Origin of the sequence: Fodinibius salsisoli (genome assembly GCF_026229185.1) — a bacterium.
GTDB lineage: Bacteria > Bacteroidota > Rhodothermia > Balneolales > Balneolaceae > Fodinibius > Fodinibius salsisoli.
The window spans coordinates 205,767-230,877 of the sequence record NZ_JAGGJA010000006.1; the positions used below are offsets into that span (position 1 = coordinate 205,767).

At 44.9% G+C, this 25,111-nt stretch carries 20 protein-coding genes; 13 read left to right on the forward strand and 7 right to left on the reverse strand.

All coding sequences use genetic code 11. The features are described from left to right. Positions 1 to 122: 122 nt before the first annotated feature. Together ald and J6I44_RS10715 are read right to left on the reverse strand one after the other, a co-directional pair. Positions 123 to 1,235 carry an alanine dehydrogenase gene (gene ald, locus J6I44_RS10710; RefSeq protein ID WP_265766106.1) on the reverse strand — a complete coding sequence of 371 codons (1,113 nt, stop codon included), beginning with the start codon at positions 1,233 to 1,235 and terminating at the stop codon, positions 123 to 125. Positions 1,236 to 1,527: 292 nt separating this feature from the next. Then, entirely contained in the window at positions 1,528 to 1,791 is a 264-nt protein-coding gene (locus tag J6I44_RS10715; protein WP_265766107.1) for a hypothetical protein, read from the reverse strand. Between the two features lie 198 nt (positions 1,792 to 1,989). Here J6I44_RS10715 and J6I44_RS10720 point away from each other — a divergent pair, with 198 nt between their 5' ends. Continuing rightward, entirely contained in the window at positions 1,990 to 2,865 is an 876-nt protein-coding gene (locus J6I44_RS10720) for a DUF58 domain-containing protein (protein WP_265766108.1), read from the forward strand. Positions 2,866 to 2,868: 3 nt separating this feature from the next. Here J6I44_RS10720 and J6I44_RS10725 read toward each other — a convergent pair whose 3' ends face one another. Next, complete coding sequence (locus J6I44_RS10725) at positions 2,869 to 4,185, reverse strand: M23 family metallopeptidase (protein WP_265766109.1); 1,317 nt, start codon at positions 4,183 to 4,185, stop codon at positions 2,869 to 2,871. 211 nt (positions 4,186 to 4,396) lie between these two features. Between J6I44_RS10725 and J6I44_RS10730 the strand changes: the two genes are divergently transcribed. The 9 genes from J6I44_RS10730 (at position 4,397) to J6I44_RS10770 (ending at position 17,338) form a co-directional block, all read left to right on the forward strand. After that, a complete protein-coding gene (locus tag J6I44_RS10730) occupies positions 4,397 to 5,401 on the forward strand; it encodes a hypothetical protein (protein ID WP_265766110.1) in 1,005 nt (334 codons plus the stop codon). After that, positions 5,398 to 6,390 (forward strand): vWA domain-containing protein, encoded by a 993-nt coding sequence (locus J6I44_RS10735; RefSeq protein ID WP_265766111.1) that lies wholly within the window; start codon positions 5,398 to 5,400, stop codon positions 6,388 to 6,390. The genes J6I44_RS10730 and J6I44_RS10735 overlap by 4 nt, the downstream gene beginning before the upstream one ends. 364 nt (positions 6,391 to 6,754) lie before the next feature. Next, positions 6,755 to 10,099, forward strand: a complete 3,345-nt coding sequence (gene mfd / locus J6I44_RS10740; protein ID WP_265766112.1) for a transcription-repair coupling factor — start codon at positions 6,755 to 6,757, stop codon at positions 10,097 to 10,099. Then, positions 10,092 to 11,027 (forward strand): L-threonylcarbamoyladenylate synthase, encoded by a 936-nt coding sequence (locus J6I44_RS10745; RefSeq protein ID WP_265766113.1) that lies wholly within the window; start codon positions 10,092 to 10,094, stop codon positions 11,025 to 11,027. The genes mfd and J6I44_RS10745 overlap by 8 nt, the downstream gene beginning before the upstream one ends. A 205-nt stretch (positions 11,028 to 11,232) precedes the next feature. After that, positions 11,233 to 11,820, forward strand: a complete 588-nt coding sequence (locus tag J6I44_RS10750; RefSeq protein ID WP_265766114.1) for an RNA polymerase sigma factor — start codon at positions 11,233 to 11,235, stop codon at positions 11,818 to 11,820. Then, positions 11,813 to 12,727 (forward strand): FecR family protein, encoded by a 915-nt coding sequence (locus J6I44_RS10755; RefSeq protein ID WP_265766115.1) that lies wholly within the window; start codon positions 11,813 to 11,815, stop codon positions 12,725 to 12,727. The genes J6I44_RS10750 and J6I44_RS10755 overlap by 8 nt, the downstream gene beginning before the upstream one ends. Positions 12,728 to 12,736: 9 nt before the next feature. After that, the gene (locus J6I44_RS10760) at positions 12,737 to 15,535 is read left to right on the forward strand and encodes a TonB-dependent receptor (protein WP_265766116.1); all 2,799 of its coding nucleotides are present in this window, start codon (positions 12,737 to 12,739) and stop codon (positions 15,533 to 15,535) included. A 137-nt stretch (positions 15,536 to 15,672) separates the two neighbouring features. After that, positions 15,673 to 16,176 (forward strand): fasciclin domain-containing protein, encoded by a 504-nt coding sequence (locus tag J6I44_RS10765; RefSeq protein ID WP_265766118.1) that lies wholly within the window; start codon positions 15,673 to 15,675, stop codon positions 16,174 to 16,176. A 310-nt stretch (positions 16,177 to 16,486) separates the two neighbouring features. After that, on the forward strand, positions 16,487 to 17,338 hold the full coding sequence (locus tag J6I44_RS10770) for a fasciclin domain-containing protein (protein WP_265766119.1): 852 nt from the start codon (positions 16,487 to 16,489) through the stop codon (positions 17,336 to 17,338). A gap of 196 nt (positions 17,339 to 17,534) precedes the next feature. On the opposite strand, the gene J6I44_RS10775 is transcribed toward J6I44_RS10770, so the two are convergent. Next, positions 17,535 to 18,656: a M42 family metallopeptidase gene (locus J6I44_RS10775; RefSeq protein WP_265766121.1), complete on the reverse strand. Its 1,122-nt coding sequence runs from the start codon at positions 18,654 to 18,656 to the stop codon at positions 17,535 to 17,537. Positions 18,657 to 18,849: 193 nt separating this feature from the next. Here J6I44_RS10775 and J6I44_RS10780 point away from each other — a divergent pair, with 193 nt between their 5' ends. Genes J6I44_RS10780 through J6I44_RS10790 form a run of 3 tightly spaced genes read left to right on the forward strand, consistent with a single transcriptional unit; the run spans position 18,850 to position 22,172 of the window. Then, positions 18,850 to 20,391, forward strand: coding sequence for a helicase HerA-like domain-containing protein (locus J6I44_RS10780; protein ID WP_265766122.1), 1,542 nt, complete (start codon positions 18,850 to 18,852; stop codon positions 20,389 to 20,391). A 36-nt stretch (positions 20,392 to 20,427) separates the two neighbouring features. Then, a complete protein-coding gene (locus tag J6I44_RS10785) occupies positions 20,428 to 20,877 on the forward strand; it encodes an acyl-CoA thioesterase (protein WP_265766124.1) in 450 nt (149 codons plus the stop codon). 32 nt (positions 20,878 to 20,909) lie between these two features. After that, positions 20,910 to 22,172 (forward strand): HD domain-containing protein, encoded by a 1,263-nt coding sequence (locus J6I44_RS10790; protein ID WP_265766125.1) that lies wholly within the window; start codon positions 20,910 to 20,912, stop codon positions 22,170 to 22,172. A gap of 14 nt (positions 22,173 to 22,186) precedes the next feature. Here J6I44_RS10790 and J6I44_RS10795 read toward each other — a convergent pair whose 3' ends face one another. Genes J6I44_RS10795 through mgtE form a run of 3 tightly spaced genes read right to left on the reverse strand, consistent with a single transcriptional unit; the run spans position 22,187 to position 24,921 of the window. Then, a complete protein-coding gene (locus J6I44_RS10795; RefSeq protein ID WP_265766126.1) occupies positions 22,187 to 22,663 on the reverse strand; it encodes a dihydrofolate reductase in 477 nt (158 codons plus the stop codon). Next, entirely contained in the window at positions 22,660 to 23,508 is an 849-nt protein-coding gene (locus J6I44_RS10800) for a thymidylate synthase (RefSeq protein ID WP_265766127.1), read from the reverse strand. The genes J6I44_RS10795 and J6I44_RS10800 overlap by 4 nt, the downstream gene beginning before the upstream one ends. Before the next feature lie 30 nt (positions 23,509 to 23,538). After that, entirely contained in the window at positions 23,539 to 24,921 is a 1,383-nt protein-coding gene (gene mgtE, locus J6I44_RS10805; RefSeq protein ID WP_265766128.1) for a magnesium transporter, read from the reverse strand. Positions 24,922 to 25,111: the final 190 nt, after the last annotated feature.

Here is a 25,111-nt window from a genome sequence, read left to right on the forward strand (position 1 = left end):
AGAGATTATTTTATATGATTAACATTTTCTTATGTCCGTACTTCATTTAGTATCCTTTTTCTTATAAAAAACCGGGTTCTCCATTTTTTAGAGACCCGGCTTTATATTGTAAAGCTAAAGATTTAAAGTGCACTGTCGATTGCTGAGTATTCCAAACCAAAAGCATCAGCAACTGGTTCATATACAATTTCGCCACCAGTAATATTAAGGCCTTTTTGCAATTCAGCATCTTCCTTCACCGCCTTTTTCCATCCCTTATTGGCAAGGTCAATGGCATAAGGTAAGGTTACATTTGTGAGTCCCAGCGTTGAGGTATAGGGAACAGCACCGGGCATGTTGGTTACGCAGTAGTGGACAACCCCATCAACCTTGTAAATAGGATTATCATGGGTAGTGGGCTTAGAAGTTTCAAAACATCCTCCCTGATCAATAGCTACGTCAACCAGTACCGCACCATCCTGCATGTCGGAAAGCATTTCTTTGGTCACCAGGTGGGGGGCCTTGGCTCCCGGCTTAAGCACCGCTCCAATTATCATATCAACATCGGGCAGCAAACTTCGAATGTTGGCCTCTGAAGAGAAAACAGTATCCACATTTTTTGACATTACATCGTCAAGGTAGCGCAGTCGAGGCATGCTGATATCCATGATCGTTACATTTGCCCCCATTCCTGCGGCTATTTTAGCAGCATTAACTCCGACAATACCACCCCCCAGTACCATAACATTGGCTGGTTTAACTCCGGGAATGCCCCCTAATAATAGCCCACGGCCACCCAGGGGTTTCTCCAGATACTTTGCTCCTTCCTGCGAGGCCATTCGCCCGGCAACCTCACTCATCGGAATCAGCAATGGAAGTGAGCCGTCTTGCTTTTCCACGGTCTCATAAGCAATGGCTGTAGCCTTAGATTCAATGACGGCCTCAGTAAGGGCCTCACTTGCTGCAAAGTGGAAATAAGTAAATATCACCTGCCCCTCTTTCATCCGGGAGTATTCAACTTCAATAGGCTCCTTGACTTTCATGATCATCTCTGACTGCTCCCAGAGCTTTTCAATATCTTCCAGAATGGTTGCACCGGCTTCTACATACTTTTCGTCCGAAAAACCACTGCCCTCGCCGGCCCCTTTTTCTACAAGCACTTGGTGCCCGTTTCGTTTCAACCTTGTGACGCCACCGGGTAACAGTGATACGCGATTTTCGTGGGTCTTAATTTCTTTAGGTACGCCTATGATCATGTATCCAAGTTTTTAGTTAGAAAGTACATCGATGAAGGGTTTGCCGTCATTTCCTGGTTAACTCCAGTGCAAACAACAAGCAGGATAAAATACAGAATACTCTCGGGTTACTCTACATGCTTGTATGGCTGCAAGGATGATAAAACAGTCTGTCAGCAAATCCTCCGGAATAAAATCCGTGACAAAGGTAGGTAATTTTTGGGAAAAAATTTAGGACTGGAAATGATAAAAGAAGTAACAATTTACGCTACAACAACGCTCTCGGTTATAGCATTGCTTATCGAGCCACTATTTATGATAATTTATTGTACTTATTCAACCCGGCAGCCGTTATGGTTATGTGTCCATACAGAAAGGGGCCACCGATAGTTTCAATATTGATAAAACCGAGTTCCTGAAGATATTCAAGGGCATTTTTAATTTCAGTACGATCTAAATGTACGTGGTCATTGACTTTCTTAACTGAAATCTTTTGGCCGGTATTTCCTTCGGAGAGATCTCCAATTTTTTGTAAAAACTGATGATACTTTTTACTGAATTTGCTACCAATCATCATATGCTAATCAGGCCATTTATATTGGCTTTTTCATTCACATATAAGACAAAAAACTATTCTCAACATAACGTTACCTCAATGTTATCAAATTATTAATTCCGGGTTTGATGCATCACATACAATGTGAGCTATTTTTCCCTTTCAACTGCTCTCGATTTCTCTTATTCTTTCGCTACCCGATAAGCCAAATATGTAGATATGATTTCAAAGGAAATCCTTAAGAAAGTCCGTAAAATTGAAATTCGCACCAAAGGAATGGTCAACAACATCTTTGGAGGTGAATATCAATCTGCGTTTAAAGGGCGCGGCATGGAATTTTCAGAAGTTCGACAGTACACTTTTGGAGATGACATTCGCCAGATTGACTGGAATGTTACCGCTCGTTCGGGCGACCCATTTATTAAGCAGTTTGAAGAAGAGCGCGAACAGACCCTGATGCTCTGTGTTGACATTTCACCCAGCGGGGTTTTCGGCAGTAAAGGCCAAAGTAAAATGGAACTGGCTATCGAAATTTGTGCTGTGCTCGCATTTAGCGCTATCAAAAATGGAGATAAAGTTGGGTTAGTTCTTTTTACGGATACCATTGAAAAAGTCATCCCCCCAAAAAAAGGACGAATTCATGTTCTCCGGCTTATTCGTGAGCTCCTCACAACCGAACCCAAGGGAAAAGGAACAGATCTCAGCGAAGCACTCTCCTATGTGAACAGACTGCTGAATCGACGAGCGATTATTGTCATGGCCAGCGACTTCCAAGATGCCTCTTACGACCGGCAACTTAAAATAACCAATCGTAAACACGACCTCGTTAATATCTTTATCAATGATCAGTTAGAAGATGAGTTGCCTAATCTGGGATTACTACCCCTTAAAGATGCCGAAACAGGCCAGGAAATTATGGTAGACACCTCCAGTTCGACTGTACGGCAGGAATATCGGAAAAGGCGTCATCAACAGAAAGAGAAACTCCGCGATAAGTTCCTCCGCATGAAAATAGATATGATTGAGCTGGAGACCAATGCCTCCTACATACGACCCCTAATCTCTTTCTTCCGTCGCCGAATGCACCGTTATTAGCTATTAGAGCGTAGCGTTATCGGTATAGGTGAGAACCGGATTTTCCTGTTCCTGCTCGTTCTCCTTTTCATTTAGTTGTTCATCCAGTGTATCCCGAACCTGCTCGAAATCAGCCATCAGACTGTCGGGAATGGACTCTGAGGAAGGTAAGTCCATTGTCAAGGGATTGATAGCCTTTCGGTTCCGGCTTACCTCGTAATGTAAATGGGGGCCCGTTGATCGGCCGGTCGTTCCCACATACCCAATCACTTGTCCCTGTTCTACATGCGCGCCCGGATGTACCCCGTCAGCAAACGCCCGCATGTGCATGTAAGTTGTTTCATAGGTCTTATTATGCTTTATTTCCACCATATTTCCAGCGCCGCCATAATATCCGGCCCGTTGTACCACGCCCTGTCCTGTTGACAAGATAGGCGTGCCAGAGGGCGCCGCATAATCAACACCGTTATGTGGGCGGCGGCGGTTAAGGGTTGGATGCATCCTGTTTTTTGAGAAAGGAGAACTAATGCGGTGATCATATTCAAACGGAGCTTTCAACAGGGCCCGTTGAACACTTTCCCCTTCTTCAGTATAGTAACCCTCAAAATCTCCTTTGGAAAAATAGTACGCCCGGAACATTTTGCCCCTGTGCTTAATTTGTGCAGCCAACAGATCTCCTACCCCAAAAAACTGGTCATCTACATATCGTTCTTCGTACAACGTTTTAAAAGTATCTCCGCTGCGGATGCTAAAAAAGTCTATCTGCCAGGCAAAGACCGTCGATAATTTATGAGCTAACATCGGACTCCCCCCATTGTGGCTGATCGTTTGATACAGAGAATTTTCAATCTCACCAGTTGTCACGGCTGTTTGGGTAAAGAGGGGGCGTGCCGCCTTATAGATCTCTAAAGAATCCTGCTGCCAGTCGAAAACAACATATTCCATACTATTTGGTTGCCACACTAAATGAGCTAGAGCGGCACTGCTATCACTTCCCCCCTTCGAATAGGTGTAGTACGGCTGACCCGGTTTCATCTTCTTGGGATCTATAATATTTTTGGCTTCCTCACTGATCGAATAAATCTCTTGTGGACTAAAATCCAGGTTATCCAGGATAAGGTACAAACTCTCATTCCGCTGGATGGTATACTCATCCACCTCAAATTTATCTACTTCTAACCCAAAAGCATCCAGCGAATCTAACGGTTCGGTGGCCGTCGTGTCTTTGGATACCGGAGTTGGCTTGGCTGTAAGAGATTGTGATTTCTGTTGGCTGGAATTGTGGGTGCAGGAAATCAGAGCACAGAGGGCAAATGCTCCCAATAGTAATGTCCTTGGCATACCTTTATTTTGGATTCGGAGTTATCAGCCTGTAAACATACTATTTTCCTGACCTTAATGCACATACAATTTTCATTTTTTGACTCCAATCTGACTTTATTTTTTCCGAAAGGAGAGATTTTTTCTATTTTGAGCGCCGACATTGTGAGATCTTCTACAATATTTTTTTTGTGGCTCTGTTTTAAGTACTAATTAACGACTAACGGTGGCAGTGATCCGATCAAATTTTTCCTACATTATTTTGGGACTGGTGCTCTCAATATTCCCGATCACCAGTCAGGCTCAAACCATCAATGAGTATTCTACTGTTGACTCGCTTCGGGTGGGCGATACGTTCGACTTTTCGATCACTCTTAATAGAGACCGGGAATATGATGATATCATATTTCCGGACAGCAGTGACCTGCCCTCAAATTTTGAAGTGCGGTCCCAATCCCAATTCAAGGTTACTTCTTTCAAAGACAGCGTTCATTATAAACTTCAGTTTTTTGCTACGGCCGATACCGTTCTCCCCAAACTGCCGGTATCATTAGTGCAGGGGCAGGATACCACAACCTTATACACCAACTTGGTGCCTGTTGGATTCCAAAGCGTATTGGCGAGCCAAGATGAAAGCTTGCGTCCCCTGAAACCTATTTTTGACTTTGCTGCTGCATGGTGGCCCTATATTTTAGCATTCCTTCTTCTTTGTATAGCAGGCTACTTTCTGTACACCTATTTTACCAAACCAGCTCCGCCCAAGGCCAAAGAGCCCGAACCTTTTGTCCCTACGCCTTTTGTAGATCCACTTCAAAATTTACAGCAACACATTGCTCATCTGGAACAGATGAAACCGAGTACACACGAGGAGTTCAAAGAATTCTATATCGAGTTGGGAGATGCCATCCGGCAGTATTTTGAAGACCTCCACCATATTCCTGCCCTGGAATCAACCAGCAGCGAAATTTTGCAGAACCTAAAAAATCAGTCTATTGACAAGCAATTGGTTGACGATACCCGGGCAGTCTTACAGGAAGCCGATATGGTAAAATTTGCCAAATTTACGCCTACTACCGAACAAGCAGGCAGAGCCCTGGAAAAAGCACATAACTTTTTGGAACAAGCCAGAAATATTGATGCTCCCCGGGTTGAACAGCTCCGCAGAGAGCACCAGTCCAATATGGAAACCTTACGCGAACGCCATGAACAACAAAATGCAGAAGAGGTTACCGCATGAGTTGGGCAAATCCGCAATGGCTTTGGCTATTGCTGCTTTTAATTCCCCTGGCCGGCTATCACCTTTGGAATCACTGGCAGTCCAGGCATCCAAACTTAACTTTCTCGGATACATCACATGCCGTAAACCTGTCTGGAAACTGGAAAAGGTACGGCATCCATCTGGGGCCGCTCTTGCAGTGGATCGCCTTCGCCCTGGTTGTTTGTGCTATGGCTCGTCCGCAGTATCAAAACACCACCGTAGAGCGTAATGCCGAAGGTATCGACATCGTGATAACGCTGGATATTTCGACGTCGATGAAAGCCGAGGATTTGAAACCCAATCGATTGGAGGCTGCCAAGACCGTTGCTGCAGACTTTATTGATGACCGCATATCCGACCGAATTGGCTTAGTACTTTTCGCCCGCAAAAGTTTTACGGCGGTCCCCCCTACCCTCGACTATGAACTCCTGAACCGTTTGTTGGGCGAAGTGGAAATGGGCGTTGTTGAAGATGGTACTGCTATTGGGATGGGCATTGCAACCGCTGTAAACCGACTTAAAGAAAGTGAGGCCGAAAGTAAGGTCATTATCCTGCTTACCGATGGGCAAAATAATTCCGGCGAAATTGATCCTGTTACGGCAGCTGATTTAGCGGTCTCGCACGACATTAAGATCTATACAATCGGCGCTGGAACTCGCGGAACGGCCCCCTACCCGGTTCAGGACCCCATCTTTGGCAACCGCTACCAAAATGTTGAAGTTAATATTGATGAAGAAATGCTTACTGAGATAGCCAATATGACCGGCGGAAATTATTTCAGGGCAATCGACACCGAACAGCTCAAAGAGATTTATAATCAAATTAATGAGCTGGAAACAACAGAAATTGAAGAAGTTATTTACACTGACTATCAAGATCTCTATCCCCGATTTCTGCTGCCGGGTATTCTGCTGTTAATTTTAGGTATTATCTCTGATCGTTTTGTTTTTCGTAATGCGATGGAATAACTACGCTTGATGCGAGATGCCAGTTTTCAGGATAACAGGATAAAAGATGCAGGATTATTGTATGTGCCAGACACTTCCAAAGTGCCTGGCACATTGGTTCGTGCAACCCTCTACTCGCACCAAGATTGGACACATAATCTTAGCTTTAACTGGCTTCATGAGGCTTCTGAAGTTTTATAAAGCTTTCTGTATGATGGGCTACCGAATTATTGGCGCAGCAATTAATTCCGCGCGAGAAACAGGACTTTATGGTCAAAGTTCACGCTTATCCTTCAAAACCCCCTCCAAAAAGAACGAAAAAATCCTTATCTTTGGTGTTTGAATTTATTGATTCAATAATCGAGATCTCATCTTAGTATTTTCTATGGCGCTACAGTCTGTGTTAAAAACATTTTCCGGCCAAATTCCCTGGCAAGACCTGAATGACCATATTGGCGAGCATAATAAAGTTCTACTCGATCATTTTATTGGCTCGACCCCCGCACTGTTAGCAGCAAAACTGGCCGAAAAGTACAATAAGCTGGTCATCATTCATCCGGAGGCCGAAGCCGCCCAATTTATGAAGGATGATCTTGAAGCACTGGATGTAGCACATGCAAGCTACTTTCCGGCAACAGGTCAAAAACCCTATGACGACCAGCAAATTACAGACAGCTCTATTGTCGTTCAGCGTTCGGAAGTACTGGAAAATATCAAACACTATGAACAAGCCGTATTAGTCAGTTCTGCTGCAGCTCTTTTCGATAAACTTGTTGCCCCGGAAGTATTTACGGATGCCTCAATTACTATCAACAATGGGGATTCTGTCAATTTTGAAAAACTTCGGAAAGAATTAGTCGACCAGGAATATGAGCCGGTCAAGTTTGTAAACCAACCGGGAGAGTTTGCCCACCGTGGGGGCATCCTGGATGTGTTTCCTTATACTGGCGAGTATCCCATCCGGCTGGAATTCTTCGGAGATGAAGTAGATTCCATCCGTGAGTTTGACCCTGACTCACAGCGTTCCATTGCCTTTCTCGAGACCGTCCGCTTTGTGCCCGATGCCTCCAACTTAAATCAAGGCGAAAAACGAGGGCTTCTCTCCTATTTTGACGAAGATACCCTCATACTTATCGCTAATCAGTCGCTGGTACAGGCAGAACTCGAGGATCGCTATGAGCAGGCTATCGATCGTTTTGAACAGATTGAAGATGAAGATATATTGCCGCCTGAAGATTTATATGTCGGCCCTAATCAGTTTACACAATCCATACAGAAATGCGCACAGTTACACCTTGGCGGGTTTTCTAAAGAACAAAAGGCCGACTGGACCTACCGACTGGAGGCCAGCCCTCAACCCGATTTTAATGGCAACATTAAGCTACTTCGTGAAGATATTGAAAGCCTGAGCAAGCAAGGCTATGACACCTACATTTTATGCGATAATGAAGGCCAGCGCGACCGATTTGAAGAACTCCTGGGGGAACCATCCAAAAACTTACGGTACCACTTATCGGTAGAAACTATCCATCAAGGCTTTCTGCTGAATGAAAAGGGATTGGCTGTTTATACAGACCATCAAATTTTCAATCGCTATCACCGACCGAAAGTCCGCAGAAAACGTCATACCAACAGTATCTCCTTCAAGGAACTACGCGATCTTAATATTGGAGATTATGTTGTACATGTTGACTATGGCATCGGTAAGTTTGCAGGCTTCAAGACTATTGAGGTTCGGGATGTAGAACAGGAATCAGTTGTGCTTCGCTATAAAGAAGATTCTGTACTTTACGTCAATGTCTCCAGCCTGCATAAAATCCAGAAATACTCTGGAAAAGAAGGTACGCAGCCCCGTATCGATAAATTAGGTTCGGGGCGGTGGGCCCGCAAAAAGGCCGAGACCAAGACAAAAGTTAAGGATATCGCCCGTGACCTTATTAAGCTGTATGCCAAACGTAAATCTCAGGATGCCTTTGATTTTGCTGCCGACAATTCCTGGCAAACAGAAATGGAAGCCCGCTTTGAGTTTGAAGAAACACCCGATCAGCGCAAGGCCATCAAAGCCGTCAAACAAGATATGCAGAGTGATACTCCGATGGATCGCCTTATCTGTGGAGATGTTGGTTTTGGTAAGACAGAGGTAGCTGTACGCGCCGCATTTAAGGCCGTTATGGATCATAAGCAAGTAGCCGTTCTGGTGCCTACGACCATTTTAGCCGACCAGCACTATAAGACCTTCAAAAAACGGATGAAGGATTTCCCCGTTTCTATTGATGTCATCTCCCGCTTCCGCAGCCGCAAAGAACAGAAAGAAACACTGCAACGCCTCGAAGAAGGAAAGGTGGATATCATTGTCGGGACTCACAGGTTGACATCCAAGGATGTTAAGTTTGATGACCTCGGTTTGCTGGTTGTGGATGAAGAGCAACGATTTGGGGTTTCCGCGAAAGAAAAACTTAAAAAGTACCGTGCTACCGTTGATGTACTCACGCTTACCGCCACGCCCATCCCGCGTACACTGCAATTTTCGTTAATGGGCGCCCGCGATCTGAGTATCATCCATACTCCACCACCCAATCGCCAGCCCGTTGAGACCGAGATTCACAGCTTCAATGAGGATCTTATTCGTGATGCCATCACGCAAGAAATATCTCGTGGGGGACAAGTGTTCTTTATCCATAACCGGGTTAAAAATATTGAGGCTGTGGCTAATATGGTCCGTAAGCTGGTTCCCAATATTAGAATCCGGCATGCACACGGGCAGATGAGCTCCAAAAAGTTGGAGACCATTATTGAAGACTTCTATGATCACAAATTTGATGTGCTGCTCTCGACTAATATCGTTGAAAACGGCATCGATATATCCAATGCCAACACCATGATTATTAACCGGGCCGATCGATTTGGGCTGGCAGAACTCCATCAGTTGCGGGGACGCGTAGGCCGCTCCAATCGCAAAGCCTTCTGTTATTTAATTACTCCGGATATAAAATCCCTTACCGATGAAGCACGCAAACGACTGTTAGCACTTGAAGAATTCTCTGATTTAGGATCCGGATTTAACATCGCAATGCGCGACCTCGATATACGTGGTGCCGGTGACATCCTGGGAGCCGAACAAAGTGGCTTTATCAATGACCTTGGCTTTGACTTATATCAAAAAATTCTAAATGACGCCGTTAAAGAGCTGAAAGAGAATGAATTCAGTGATGTATTCGACGATGTAGAGGTACAACCAGACTTGCCCGAAACGCAGGTTGAGTTTGATCTTCCAGCGTTGCTCCCGAGCAATTATGTAGCGGATAATGTGGAACGATTAAACTTATATCGCAAACTGTCTGGGGCTGATGAACTGGAAGAAATAAAAGACTGGAAAGAAGAAGTCCAGGATCGCTTTGGTCCCGTGCCCAATGCCACTCAAAACATTATTACATCTACCGTCATCAAGCTCTTCGCTTCGCGCCTGTTTATGACCAAAGCACGTATCCGGTCAAACCGGATGTGGTTATCCTGCCCCAAACATGATTCTGAGCTGGGGGAAGAGTTCTATGGTAACCGGTTCCAAAAATTGCTTAAAACACTTCAGGAAGAAGCGGAAGATCGGTTTAAAGTGATCCAAAAAGATGACCGGGTACGGTTTGTAATCCATGATATTTCCGACCTGCAGGCAGCCGCATCATTCCTGAAAGAACTTTCATCCGTATATAATCGAGAGGTCAGTTTTGCTTGATCGATATATTCAGCTGCTTAAAAATGGACAAATTGTTGCATTCCCTACGGAGACGGTCTATGGATTGGGAGCTGATGCATGGAACCCCACCGCCATCCAAAAGGTGTTCGACCAGAAAGGGCGGCCCTCAGATAATCCACTGATTGTGCATGTTTCTTCAGTAGCTATGGTAGAAGATTTTGCTCAGCACATCCCTGACGATGCCCGAACTTTGATGCAAGCTTTCTGGCCGGGTCCGCTGACCCTCATCTTTAAAAAGAAGACCGAGGTTCTGGATCTTGTTACTGCCGGACTGGATACGGTAGCTGTTCGCTGGCCCAGTCATCCGCTTTCACAGGATCTTATTGCCAATGTGGGGCCATTAGTAGCCCCAAGTGCGAATTCCTCCGGCCGGCCCAGCCCTACACATCCAGATCACATCCGGGAAGATTTTGGCGATGACTTCCCTATTATTGATGCCGGGAGAACAGCCATTGGCCTGGAATCTACGGTACTGGATGTTTCTCAGAAACCCTATCAAATTTATCGTCCCGGGGCCATCTCAGCCAAAGACATTGAGCAACGGATCGACAAGGAAGTGCTACTCAAAAGCGATCAGAGCGAAAGTACTGCAGCCAAAAGTCCGGGTACCAAGTACAGCCATTATGCACCGGATGCCACCGTGCAATGGCTGAACGCTAATGAGGATCCCGACCAATCCAAGACCCTCTACTTGCTACATACGAATGTGGAATATCAGCCTTCCAAAAATATTATCCACTTCAAAGGCGACTTCAAAAAAATGGGCCGAGAGCTCTATGACCGGTTTCGCCAGGCCGACCATCAAGGCTATGACAACATTGTTGTTGAACCCTTCTCAAACTCGATTTTAAAAGCTACCCCCTTTACAGAAGCTCTTAAAAACAGGATTAGCAAAGCGGTAAGTTAGATCATTTTTTATGCAACTACACTTTGCAGTAATTAGAGCGCATGCCTGCGTTATCTGGCCATAGGGCAGTAAATAAGGATTTTGCAGGAGCCGTAGGTTCATTTCTTAAAAAATCGCCCAAATATATTTCAAAAAAAATAAATATAGAGTAGTCATTGCCCTCTTTTTTCGTGTATAACCATCTACAATAAGAACATAATTGTGTATGGGTTCCCGGGAACAAGAACAAATTACGGTGTGGGCACGAAGGATAAAAGCGTCTGACGAAGGTGCTTTTTCTGAGCTATTTCACCATCTGTATGCGCGGTTGGTAAAATTTGCGTGGCGCTACACAAAGTCAAAGGCACTGGCTAAAGATATTGTTCAGGAGTCTTTTGTGAAGCTATGGAAAAAGCGACAAGCTATCGATCCTGATCAGTCATTATTGGCGTATGTGTTCCAGATTGTACGAAACAGCGCATTGAATTATCTCCGGGATCATCCTACCGAAAGCATTGCACTGGATGATCTGTCCCCGGGATCCCTGAGCTCAAGCGATCATATACCAGAAGTGATATCATCCGACGATGAGACCGGCAAACAGATGATCAAGCTGATTAATCAACTGCCCAATCGCCAGCGTGAAGCCATACGGTTAAGCCGGTTTGAAGGATTAGACCACGAAGAAATTGCTTATGTGATGGATATTTCTTCCCGAACAGTAAATAATCATATTGTGAAAGCAATTAAAACGCTTAAAAAAGAATGGAGCCAGCATAAGCAGAATCAAAGTAGCAACATTTATTATGACTGACCCCCAAAAATACCTCCATCCTGATCAGCCGGACAAAAAAATAGATGCTCTTCTGAATGAGGCCGCACGTGTGGATAGGAAACACAGTGTAACGGTTTCCAATTCCGAAACAACCGCTGCTTTTCAGCAAGTCAGTGAACGAACAGGCCTTGCTTCGAAACCATCCAAAACCAAGACGCCTCTGTGGAACTGGAAGTTTGCCGCAGCAGCGGTCATACTGCTTGGGGCTATAGGCATCGGTTACCTTTCGATTCCTAATCATATAGCGGTGCCTCATGGAGAGACTAAAACCATTACGTTATCTGATCAGACCACCATTACACTAAACAGCGGTTCCACTTTAAGCTATCCAAAATGGTTCAATATCTGGGAGCGGACGGTTGCACTCAATGGAGAAGCTTTTTTTGAAGTTACCACTACAGGAATGCCCTTTCAAGTGGAAGCCGGACGAGGCCTGATTACAGTGATGGGTACTAAGTTCAATGTCCGTTCTTGGCCCGATGATAAAAATGCCACCTCGGTTTTTCTAGAAGAAGGACGGGTTTCTTTCTCATCAGCGGATCGGGAATCAAAAGAGGTTGTACTTGAGCCCGGTCAGTTTAGTCAGCTTACTCCCAAGAGTGAACGTCCATCACCACCTACAGCCGCTGATCCTTCAAAAGCTACGGTCTGGATGCAACAGGGATTGGCTTTTGAAAATCAGCCTCTGTCAGACATTTTTAATGAGTTGAGCCGAAGGTTTAATATCAAAATAAAAGCAGAGTCCGAAAGCTTACTCCAAGAAAAACTGACGCTTTACCTCTCAAAGGTTAAAAATGCCGAACAGACCCTGGGTGATATTTGTCGTGTCAAAGGACTAACTTATTCGAAGTCTGGCGATACCTTTGTGGTTTCTGAATCATTCTAACCCTTTTTTATGCGGACCGTAATTATATATTTTGGGGTAATCATTGCGCTTTCTCTTGGAATAGCCCTCCCTTTATCGGCGCAACAGACTGAGAATAATTCAAAATCCGAAACCCATACTTTTATCTACCGGGGTGAGCCTATTGCTTACGCGCTGCAGCAGCTTGTTCAGCAAACGGATCTCGACCTTATTTACGATCCGGCCATCCTTCCGGACCATGCAGTATTTGTAACAGCAAAACAGAAGTCCCCGGAAGACATCCTTCGGCTTATTCTTAAAGATAGCGGCCTGGACTTTATCCAGCTTTCTTCAGGCACCTATGTGCTAACCACAGCCCCGGGCGATCGCAATCTCAAAGGAAATTTGACCGGCAAAGTAACCGACAGACGCACAGGCGAGCCCCTGGTTGGCGCCAATGTGATGCTTGCAGACGCCAGCGGTGGAACAGCAACCAGCCCAACAGGTGTCTTTAAGATACCACAGCTTGAAAAAGGATATCACGAGGTCACCATCAATTATGTGGGCTATAGACCGGTTAAAGATACGGTCTGGATTCCAGCCAACTCCACTACATCACTCAACTTTTCAATGACTGCTGAGCCGGTTCTAGTTGAGCCCATCGTGGTCAAGGGCATTCAAAAACGTATTCCGGCCTCACGCTCATTTACATCTGAGCTCTCGGCAACCCAAATTAGCCGTCGACAGTCACTGGGTGCTGCCGATGCTCTCAAAAGTATGGATGCTATTTCAGGAATCGATTTTAGTCTTCCCCTCGCCGACTTCAGCATTCAGGGCGGCGGCAGCGGTGACCATCAACTCCGACTTGATGGGGTTCCTATTTACAATCCGGTGAGCATGGGACGCATGATTGGCGCCTTTAGCCCATGGTCGATTAAAAAAATTGAGATTAATAAAGCAGGCTTTTCTGCTCCGGTCGGAAGCCAGCTGGCCGGCATCGTCAATATTGTACAGGATGTGAGCCATGCGCCCGGCAGCCAGTTTTTACTACAGGCAAATTCCACCGATATCAATGGCCGTTTTGATCATCATCTTGATTTCGATGATGGCCCTTCCATCAATCTGATGCTTGCCGCTCGCACCAATATCTGGCAATTATATCAGGAACCAAACCTAAAGCAGATGTTTCAAAACTGGGATCGGCTTGACCCGCTGCTTACACTTCATCTTTTCCAGAGAGATTCCTCTAATACTATTTTCAAAGCACGAGATCATTCCTACGACATCACCTATTACGATTTACATGCTGCTGCACAAATTGAGCATACCCCCTTTCATCAGACCCGTATTTCCGCCTATCATGGAAAAAATAGACTCAAGACTAATTTATTCTCAAAGAATGTAGCTCTGACTACTCAGCCTACCGACCTTTACTACTCCATTGACGACTACGACTGGAGCAATAGTATGGTTAAAGTTGAACATCAATGGTTAGTCAACGCCCGCCTCGATGCTAACCTAAGTGGATATATTACAAGCCACTCTTTCGATCACCATTACTTTCTTACCAATAATCAGCGGGCGAACATTTTTCCCTTCACCTATACTTCCACCGCTCGGCAAGAGCTACAGGAATTTGCGGCACAAGCCATGGAAACCGGGGACCGTAATGCTATGGTCCAGTCATCAGCAAAAATGAGCCTTAACTACAGTGCCACCAAAGACTACACGCTCAGCGGCGGTCTTAGTGTCACTCATCTTGACTACCGATTTAGCCTTTCTGATCAGTATTACAACCAGGCCCGTTCAGATGCCGACAGTTTTCTGATTGCGGGGTATATTCAAAATGATTTCCTGCTGAGCCCAAAAACCAGCCTCTCGGCGGGCAGCCGCCTGACCTTTATTCCCAGCCGTGATTTGGTTTTTGCCGAACCCCGGCTCTCATTCAAATACGAAGAGCCCAACACCTCAATAGGATATCTCTCCGCTAAATTATCGGGCGGTATTTACCGCCAATTTATTAACCAGTTCGATGTGTCCAATGTTGGTCCTTCTTCACTGGTGCCCTCCCTTCGGTTCTGGGTACCGGTAGACTATACTACCGATGTGCCCAAGGCGTATCACCTTGCCCTTGATGGACTTTGGGAGCCCTCCCAAAACTGGAAGTTTCAAATTGAATCCTATTACAAGTGGATTCCTTCTCGCCTTACCCTCAATTACCATAAACTTTCTGCCTTTCCTATGCTCAACAGGACATCCGCATTTTCGAAACAGCAGGAGTTTATAAACACTACCCGGGGATATGCTTATGGGGCGGGCTTATCGATCCAGCGGACTATTCCTTCACTAAATATGGAGCTTAAAGGAAGTTATCAATCCAGTATCGCCCGTCAAATATATCCCTCCCGCTTTGGAAAAGGCTATCAGCCTCTGCCCTCCAGCCAACCGCACCAGCTTGATGCTTCAGTTAACTGGAAAGTTGTTACCAATTTAACATTCCTATTGCAGTGGCAGGGAGTCTGGGGGCGCAGTTGGGGCTTTCGGAAAGCATATTACGATTATTTATCCATTCGTGAAGCACGTACCTACGACGCATACTCCTTCAATGATCCCGGTAATGATACCCTCCCCCGTTATTCCCAACTCAATACAAGCCTTAGTTATCGATTTAGTATTGGAGCATCAAACCTCCAACTGCGAATGGACGTTTTTAACTTGCTCGACAACCAAAACGTCATCAATCGCTGGCTCTCGCCTTATAAAGATGAAACCGGAGATATCTCATATGAACTGAGAGAACGAACAATGCCGGGCCTGCGGCCCTCACTAAGTATCAAGCTGAGTTATTAAATAGTGTATGAAAAAATAAGCAGTAGCTTTGTCCCTCTTCAATCTTTTTTAAAAAATCTGATTTAAAAGTAGTCATTCCTTCCCTGAGCTGTGTAATACCCTGTTAACTATTTACCAACCAAAATTAATCTACATTTATGCTAAACGTTATACCAAAATCATTGAAATTGTGCTTAGCACTGGTATTAGGTGTCACTTTATTCACTGCCTGTGATGACGATAATGGATCCGGGCCAGACAATGATATGAATATATCCGAGACCTTGGAGCTTGAAGATAATCTCTCTTCAGCCTACGGTCTCATTGATGACCAAGGATTAGCCGATACCCTCTCTTCAGACGGCCCCATAACGGTATTCATCCCAACAGACACCGCATTGGATGAGGAAGACCTGGGCGATATGAGCGATGAAGAGATCCAAACGCTGCTCAAATATCATATTGTTTGGGAAAATCTAACCTTTGATAACCTGAAGGATACCGAATCCGTAGAATCTTTCAACGGCGATTCTTTATACTTCAGTGCCGACAGCGATACCGTAACTATTAACGAAGATCAGACCATTATTACAGATGAGGGTATTGAAGCAACCAATGGTATAATTTTCAAAGTTGATACTGTGTTAACGGCTCCCGAATAAACATCGGGTTCCCCTCATAATAATAGAGTCCGCCTATCCCTGAATGGGGCGGACTCTTTTTTTGTTTTTATGGGAACCAATCAATGAATTTGCTATCAAAACTATTGTATTAATGATAACACAATTCATATTTTCTGTTTCTGAGATAAGTTATTATTACCTTTGCCTAAATCATGAAACTTGAAAATTTCCCGATATATATTTTAGGCAAAAAATAGTTCCTAATACTAATCCCATTTAATATTTAATTATGCAATCTCTTATTTCCAAATATTCATTCCTCCCCCTACTCCTACTGTTTTGCCCTTTTGTGTTAACCTCTTGCCTGGATAGCAGTACTAACAGTGGTCAGCAGCGGCAAAACATCCTTGAAACCGCCAAAGAGGTTACGCAGGGACAAGGTGGTGACCAAGTATTAACGACCTTTGTTGGTTTACTGGAAGATGCCGACCTCGATTCTACGGTCGCCAACAATGGCCCCCTAACGGTTATTGCCCCTACCAATGATGCCTTTTCCAATTTGCCTGAAGGGCTTCTTGACTCATTGGAAACCCCTGATTTAGTCAATATCTTGCGGTACCATGTGGTCGAAGAAATTGTCAATTACACCCAAATTAGTGGCGAAGAAGAGATTCAAAGCATGCTGGGAGAAAACCTGTTCTTTGAAAGGGTCCAAGGAGCTACTCAAGACAGTTTATTTATTAATAACAGCTACTTTCTTGGTGGCCTCCAAGCGACGAACGGACTCATTTTCGTAGTTGACGAGGTGCTCTTCCCCGATACCTATCTCAACGCTGCAGGATTGATTGCCAAGCGCCCCCAGCTCAATTCCCTGGAAAGTGCCATTGAAGGAGCTAACCTGACAACTACGCTTAGCGATACTACTGCGGCCTATACCGTCTTTGCTCCCACTAATGAAGCTCTTGAAAATACGGACCTGTCTGGTGATGAAATCCAATATCATGTACTCCCTGAAAAAGTCTTTTCTAATGGACTAAGTTCCGGAACGTATACAACCTTGAGCGGTGAGGATATTACCGTAGAAGTGAGTGGAGGTACCATTACTCTTAACGGTGAAGCAACTATTACCGAAGCAAATATCGAAGGTACCAATGGCGTGGTTCACATTATTGATATGGCCCTCTCCCCTCCTTCTGAGTAAGATCTGATATAGCGTTTTTATACACAAAAAGCCTGTCCTTTTCGGACAGGCTTTTTGTTTTACAAGACTTTTGCAAAACCTGACTTGTCATCTTGAATTTAGTTCAGGATCTCCTTTCTAAGGCTCTCAAAAATATCTGAGATTCTGAAACGAGTTCAGAATGACAAGATGTGATAGTTTTTTTCTATCAATGTTGCTAAAGAACCTGGAATGTTTGGTCAGGATTGAGCTCCAGCACTGACTTTGTCATAAGATCAACAAGAGCTTCAAGGTCGCTTAATGAAGTGGTCTCCACCGGCGAATGCATATACCGAAGCGGCAGTGAAATAAGAGCACTGGGTATGCCTGTTTTCTGATAATAAATGCTATCCGTATCGGTCCCTGTTCGAATACTGGTCGCTTCATGCTGGATAGCAATATCGTGCTGGTCGCTAACCTCTTCCAGGTATTCCACAATTTTAGGGTGATTAGCGCCCCCATGCTGCAGGGATGGACCTTCGCCCAGCTTTACCCGACCATGCTGTTTTTGATTAATGCCCGGCGTATCGGTGGCATGCGTCACATCGGTCACCAGTGCTAAATCAGGTTCTATGCGATAACTCATCATCCGGGCTCCGTAGCCCCCAATCTCTTCTTGTACCGAATTCAAGGCCACCACATTTACATTGAGCTTATCACGGCGCTCGTTCAACCGACGTAGTACCTGGGCAATCATAAATCCTCCGATGCGGTTATCCAATGCTCTTCCGGACAGGATATCATCCGACAGGTAGTCAAATTCATCGGCATAGGTTATCGGATCTCCCACCTGCACCATCTTAAGTGCTTCCTCACGGCTACTGGCTCCTATATCCACATATATATCTTTCCAGGCCGGCTGCTTGCCTTTTCCGTTACGCTTATCCTGCAAGTGTATAGCCGTATTCCCGGTTACTCCTGCAACGACTCCATCTCTCGTATGAATATTCACTCGTTTGGCCTTTGCTATCGTAGAATCACTGCCCCCGAGCTTGTTGACAAAAATAAATCCATTCTCCGTGATGTGTTGCACAATCATGCCAATTTCATCGCAATGCGCCTCCAACATTACCGTGACAACATCAAAGCTGGTGTTAAGTCGTGCGCAAGCAGATCCATATGCATCGACTTCAACATCGTCGGCGAAATCGGTTACATAATCTTTCCATACTTTTTGTCCCTGCGATTCAAAACCCGTTGGACTTGGGGTAATAAGTAATTCTTCTAAAAACTTTTTCTCGTTAGATTCCATCATATTTTCGGTCTCATCTGTTGGAGTTAAGCGGTTGAATATAAGCATTCAACAAGCATCCGTTAAGTGAAATTTCAACCTTTTTGGCAGGTAGTCTAATATTTCAACGATAGCATTATGCAAATTTTGAAATTACTTAATTTTATCTAACTTCATTTTCTAATGATTTATTCATGTGGATAGATGCTAATATTAATTTTGAGATCATAAAAGATTACGATCTTAGTAACAGGACAATCAGATGAGTAAAAAATTCAGAGAACAGATCGATCAGGGATACACTTTTGAAGGCGATTCCATCCCACTCGGTGGGGCTATGCTGAATGGAGAATGCCAAACCAACTGTTTCATTAAACTACCCCTGATGACCTTAAACCGTCATGGCTTAATCAGCGGAGCCACTGGAACCGGAAAATCCAAAACATTGCAGATTATTGCAGAACAACTTTCAAAAAATGGCGTGCCTGTTCTGTTGATGGATGTTAAGGGTGATCTTTCGGGCATTGCCAAGGCTTCGCCCGGCCATCCCAAAATTGATGAAAGGCATAAGCAAATTGGAATGGATTTCACCCCACATGGAAGTCCGGTAGAATTTTTAAGTATCTCTGAAGAACCGGGCGTTCGTCTCAGGGCCACTGCCACTGAATTTGGCCCCATCCTGCTTGCAAAAATATTGGGACTTAATGACTTACAGCGAGGTGTTCTTGCCGTGGTCTTCAAATACTGCGATGATAACCAGATTCCGCTTGTGGATCTTGACGACCTTAAAGATGTACTTCAATACCTCTCGGATGAAGGTAAGGAAGAAGTAGAAGACGAATACGGTCGTATCTCTACCGCCTCAGTCGGGGCGATCATCCGTCGGCTTGTAGAACTTGAACAGCAGGGCAGTGAACAGTTTTTTGGCGAACCTTCTTTTAACGTAAAAGACCTGTTGCGCAAAACAGAAGCGGGAGAAGGTATGATCAATATTTTGCGGGTAACCGACATCCAGGCTAAACCGAAGCTTTTCTCGACCTTTATGCTGCAGATGTTAGCTGAAATTTATGATAAAATGCCCGAAGAAGGCGACCTCCCGAAACCCAAATTCGTGATGTTTATCGACGAAGCGCACCTGCTTTTTGAGGAAGCCTCCGATGTGTTGCTGGACCAGATTAAAGCCACCATAAAACTGATCCGGTCTAAAGGAATCGGGATATTTTTCGTAACTCAAAATCCCACGGATATACCGGAAGAAGTACTGTCTCAACTGGGGCTCAAAGTTCAGCATGCCTTGCGGGCCTTTACGGCTAAAGATCGCAAAGCCATTCGGATGGTAGCCCAGAACTATCCCCTCACAGAATACTACGACATTGAACAAGAAATTACTGATTTGGGGATTGGTGAAGCCCTGGTTACGGTACTTAATGAAGATGGCCGCCCTACTCCGTTGGCACGTACCTTGCTGCGGGCGCCGGAATCGAGAATGGACATCCTTAGTGAACAAGAAATTTCGGAGATCATCAGTCGCTCTGCTCTTATTCCGCAATATCAGGAAGCTATTGACAAAAAAAGTGCCGAAGAAATCCTGCAATCCAAAATATCAACGGCTCAATCGGATGAAAAACAGCAGGAGCTACAGACTGCGAACCAGAAAGCCAAAGAAGAAACGGATGGCGCCGGTTTTTCATGGTTAGACACCTTCAAAGATGCCATGGATTCGACCGCCGGTCGCCAGGTGAGTCGAACGATAGCGCGCGAGGTAACCCGCGGACTGATGGGCATTCTGGGCGGCAAAAAATAAATCGCTAAGAACAATTTCTGATTTTCACCCTAAACTATGATCAAACCTTCCTACCAACAGAATCTTTTTCCCCATTGGGCCACCATCCCGATTCGTTTTCGGGATCTTGATCCCCTAAACCATGTAAACAATGCGCTATTTAGCACCTATTACGAGGAAGCCCGAATTAAGTTTATCCAGAAAATCCCGGAATTTTCGAAACAGGTGCAACAGGGATTTAGTTTTGTTCTGGCCAATATTCAAATTAATTTCATCAGGCCGGCCGAATACCCTGGAAACTTACTCATTGGATCCGGCATTAAATCTACAGGTAATACCAGCATTTCCAGCTTTCAGGCAATTTATACAGCATCTGACCATACGTTGATTTCAGTAGCCGAAGCCCATGGCGTCTGGTTTGACCTGGGGAAACAACAGCCCAGCCGTCTGCCTGAGATAGCCCGCCGGGACGAGTTTCTACTTCCCGGTTCTCTTTTTGAATCGTAATTATTAGCAACAACGTTCTACCTTAGCAGTTTATGGATAAAAGCACGCAATATAAAATTTTCAATGATCCCATCCATGGATTTATTACCGTCCCAAAAGGCGTTATCCTGGATCTGATTGACCATCCATATGTGCAGCGATTGCGGCGTATCAAACAAATGGGGCTTGGGTACCTGGTTTTTCCGGCGGCTGAACATTCCCGGTTTTCTCACGCCCTGGGCGCCATGGAACTAGCCCAACGCACGCTCAATAACCTCCGGGAAAAGGATACCACCATCAGTCCCGCGGAATATGAAGGCACACTGATTGCTGTCTTACTTCATGATATCGGTCATGGCCCCTTTTCTCATACCCTTGAATTCAGCCTGATTGAAGATTTCCACCACGAGATGATGACGCTGGCTATAATGCGTCAGCTTAATCAGAAAATGAACGGCGCCCTGGATACCGCCATCAAAATTTTTACTGATCAATATCCTAAGAAGCCCTTTTTAAATCAGCTGATATCTTCTCAACTCGATATCGACCGCTTAGATTACCTAAAACGGGATAGTGTCTTTACCTCTGTTTATGAGGGATCCGTCGGCATTGAACGTATCCTAAAGACGATGCGCGTCTACAAAGGAAATATCGTCATCGAAAAGAAAGGCATCTATTCTATCGAAAATTACATCCTGGCCCGGCGTCTGATGTACATGCAGGTTTACCTGCATAAAACCGTTTTAAGTGCCGACAAACTGCTCCACAAGATCTTCCATCGGGTACGGGTGCTTATCGAGGATGGCTATAACCTGTATCAGGCTTCTCCGGCCCTGCAATTTTTTATGGAAAACAATCCCAGTGCCAAACGAGGGGTCAGTACAGAGGTTATGCAGAAATACCTTCAATTAGATGACAATGATGTGTACCAAAGCATTAAGTATTGGCAGCACACGGATGATCTTATCCTCTCTGATCTCTGCAGGAGGTTTCAATCCCGGTCGTTGTTTCGTACTACTTTTTTGGATGGCCAACCCACCAAAGAGCTTCAGGAAAAGGTTAGCATCAAAACGCAGAAAGTTCTCAAGGAACGAGGACTGCCCCACGATGAGACGACAGCTCAGTATTATTATTCGTTTGATGAGAGCTACAGCGAAGCCTACCGTTATGAAAATGAAGGTATCTGGATTTTAGAAGAGAAAGACAAAGCCGTGGAGTTCTCCAAAGCGGCAGATACGCAAAATATTATTGCCTTAACGCAGCCTGTAGTAAAGCCGTATGTGGTTCACCTTAAAACTATTGATGTAAAAGAATAAGTGTACCTGCTTATCTATTTCTTAACGCGTTCATAAACAACAAAACTAAATTCTGGATGCCGGTCTCTCTTGATCTCTTTCCAAACGGAACTGATTTGATCGCGATATTCAGGGAAATAGGTATCCCCATCATGTGATTTATGAATCTCGGTCACAAACAGTTTATCCACCTGGGGCAAAAGTTGTTTATAAATCTCAGCTCCTCCGATGACAAAAGCTATCTCTTCGCCTTCAACGTGGTCCAAAGCCTTATCTATAGACGAAAAAGTAGGTACATGGTCGTAATCCCTGGATCGACTGAGAACAACATTTTCGCGCCCCGGCAGTGGTTTCTCATTGATCTCTTCAAAAACCACACGCCCCATAATAATCGGATGTCCCGTGGTTATTTTCTTAAAGTATTTAAGATCCTCCGAATAATGCCAGGGCAACTCACCATCCTTTCCAATCACCAAATTAGGATCATGTGCCACAATTGCGGCTAATGTCATACTGCTACCTCAAATTTTATAGAGGGATCCGGATCGTATCCTTTTAGGGTGAAATCATCAAACTCAAGCTCATCAATAGGTTTATCCGCAATAGATAGCTGGGGAAGTTCTTTAGGCTCTCGATTCAACTGTTCTTTAAGTCCTTCAACATGATTTTCGTAAATATGAGCATCAACAATGGTATGGGCGAAGGTGCCGTAGTCGAGCCCTACCTCGTTGGCGATGGCCATCGTTAAAGCCGAATAGCAGGCCAGATTAAAGGGAATGCCCAAGGCGATATCGCCGGATCGCTGCGTGAGATGACAGTTTAGCTTACCATCGGAGACATTAAAAATATACATCAGATGACAGGGCGGCAGTGCCATTTGCTCAAGCAGACCCGGATGCCAGGCGCTGACTACAATACGGCGGCTGTTGGGATTTTCTTTCAGCATGTCGATGGCTCTCTGCACCTGGTCAAATTCTTTTTTAATCCAAACCGTCTTACAGATATGCGAGGCATCGCCTTCAAACCGAATCTCTTCTTCCTCGTGATAGGGAAACCGGCGCCACAGTACGGGGTAAATCGGTCCCACATGACCATCTTCATCCGCCCATGCATCCCAGATATGGCAATCATTCTCGTCTCGCAACCAGCGGATATGGTCCTCCCCTCTCAGATACCAAAGCAGTTCCAAAATGACAGACCGAAAGTATACCTTTTTGGTTGTCAACAAGGGGAATCCTTCTGATAAATCTACTTTATAAAATTCAGAAAAATTAGAAATGGTATCGGTTCCGGTACGGTTCTCTTTCCTTACCCCATTCTCTAATACGTTTTTAACCAGGTCAAGATATTGCTTCATGAGATTCTGCCCTTTTATACAATTTATGAATTACAGTACGATGCCTTCAAGTAAGGCAATTGCGATGGAAAAATAAATGATAATTCCGGTAACATCACTTAAAGTGGATACAAATGGAGCCGATGTTACAGCCGGATCCAGCCCCATTTTTGAAAGAATAAACGGAAGCATGGAGCCACTCAGGTTGCCCCAAAGTACAACCCCTATTAAGCTTAGGCCGACGACTGCAGCACTCAGCACCAGCTCCTGGGTAAAAGCATCGCTCACCAGATAGCCCCAGCCCAAAATTACTATAAAACCGATCCCCGCCATAATCAGGCCCAGCATAAGCCCGGATAACAGTTCACGTCCCAATACCTTCATCCACTCGTTCATATCAATATCATCGGTAGAGAGGGCGCGGATAATAAGAGTAGCCGCCTGCGTGCCCGAGTTACCCCCGCTGGAAATAATCATGGGGATAAACAACGACAAAAATACCGCATTGGCTATTACACTCTCATAGGCGCCCATTGCTGTTGTCGTAAAAAGCTGTCCTACAAAGAGAAAAGCCAGCCATCCAATACGTTTTTTAACCATCTCAAAGACGGTTGTCTGCGAGTAATAGTCATCCAGTACATCCATACCAGCCATCAGCTGCATATCCTCGGTGGTTTCTTCTTCTGCAACATCGATGACGTCGTCCACCGTAACAATGCCGACCAAAATTCCATCCGAATCGACCACCGGCATAGCCACACGGTCGTACTTACTGAGCATCTTCACCGCATCTTCTTGGTCATCGAAAGCGCTGAGAGCCTCAAAACTTTCGTCCATTAAAGATGAAATGGGAGCTTCAGGGTCAGCCAGAATAAGCTGGTTAAGCCGGAGATCATCAATCAGGTGTTCTTGGTCATCGACCACATAAATGACGTTCACTGTTTCCGCACTGTGACCAAATTTGCGGATGTGGTTCATCGCTTTTTGGATAGTCCAGCCCTGGCGGACCTTCACATACCGAGGCGTCATCAACCGCCCTACACTTTCATCCGGGTAGCCCAAAAGCTTTTGCACCTGTCGGCGATCTTCGGTATCCATGGAGTTCATGACTCGCTGGGTGAGGCGGCCGGGCAGTTCCTCCATCAGCGTTACCCGCTCATCGGGCTCCAGGTTAGACATAACCTCACTGAGCTGCTGAACGGTAAACAGATCGAGCAGTTCCATCCCCTTTCCGGAGCTGAGATATGTAAATACATCGGCGGCTTTCTGCTTCTTAAGAAGCCTGAAAATTACAATAGCCACTTCATTTTCGAGTTCTTCCAAAAGCTCAGCCACATCCACGGCAGGAACATCGTTGAGAATATCCTTCAACGCCACCCAATCCTTGGCCTCAATCAATTCATCAAACTCGGGTTTTAAAAGGTCAACGATCATGAAGAATGTTACTCATTTGAAATTATCGTTGGCTGGATATGCGCCTAAGAATCGCACTAATTACACAAAAAAACAAGCTCTCTTTCCAGAAGTAATGGTAATTTTAAATTCAAAACCCCTTCCTTAGATCTATGGCTATGCTAATGAGGGCCTGAATGAATATAACGTCTTTGTTGCGTTTGTGATTTCA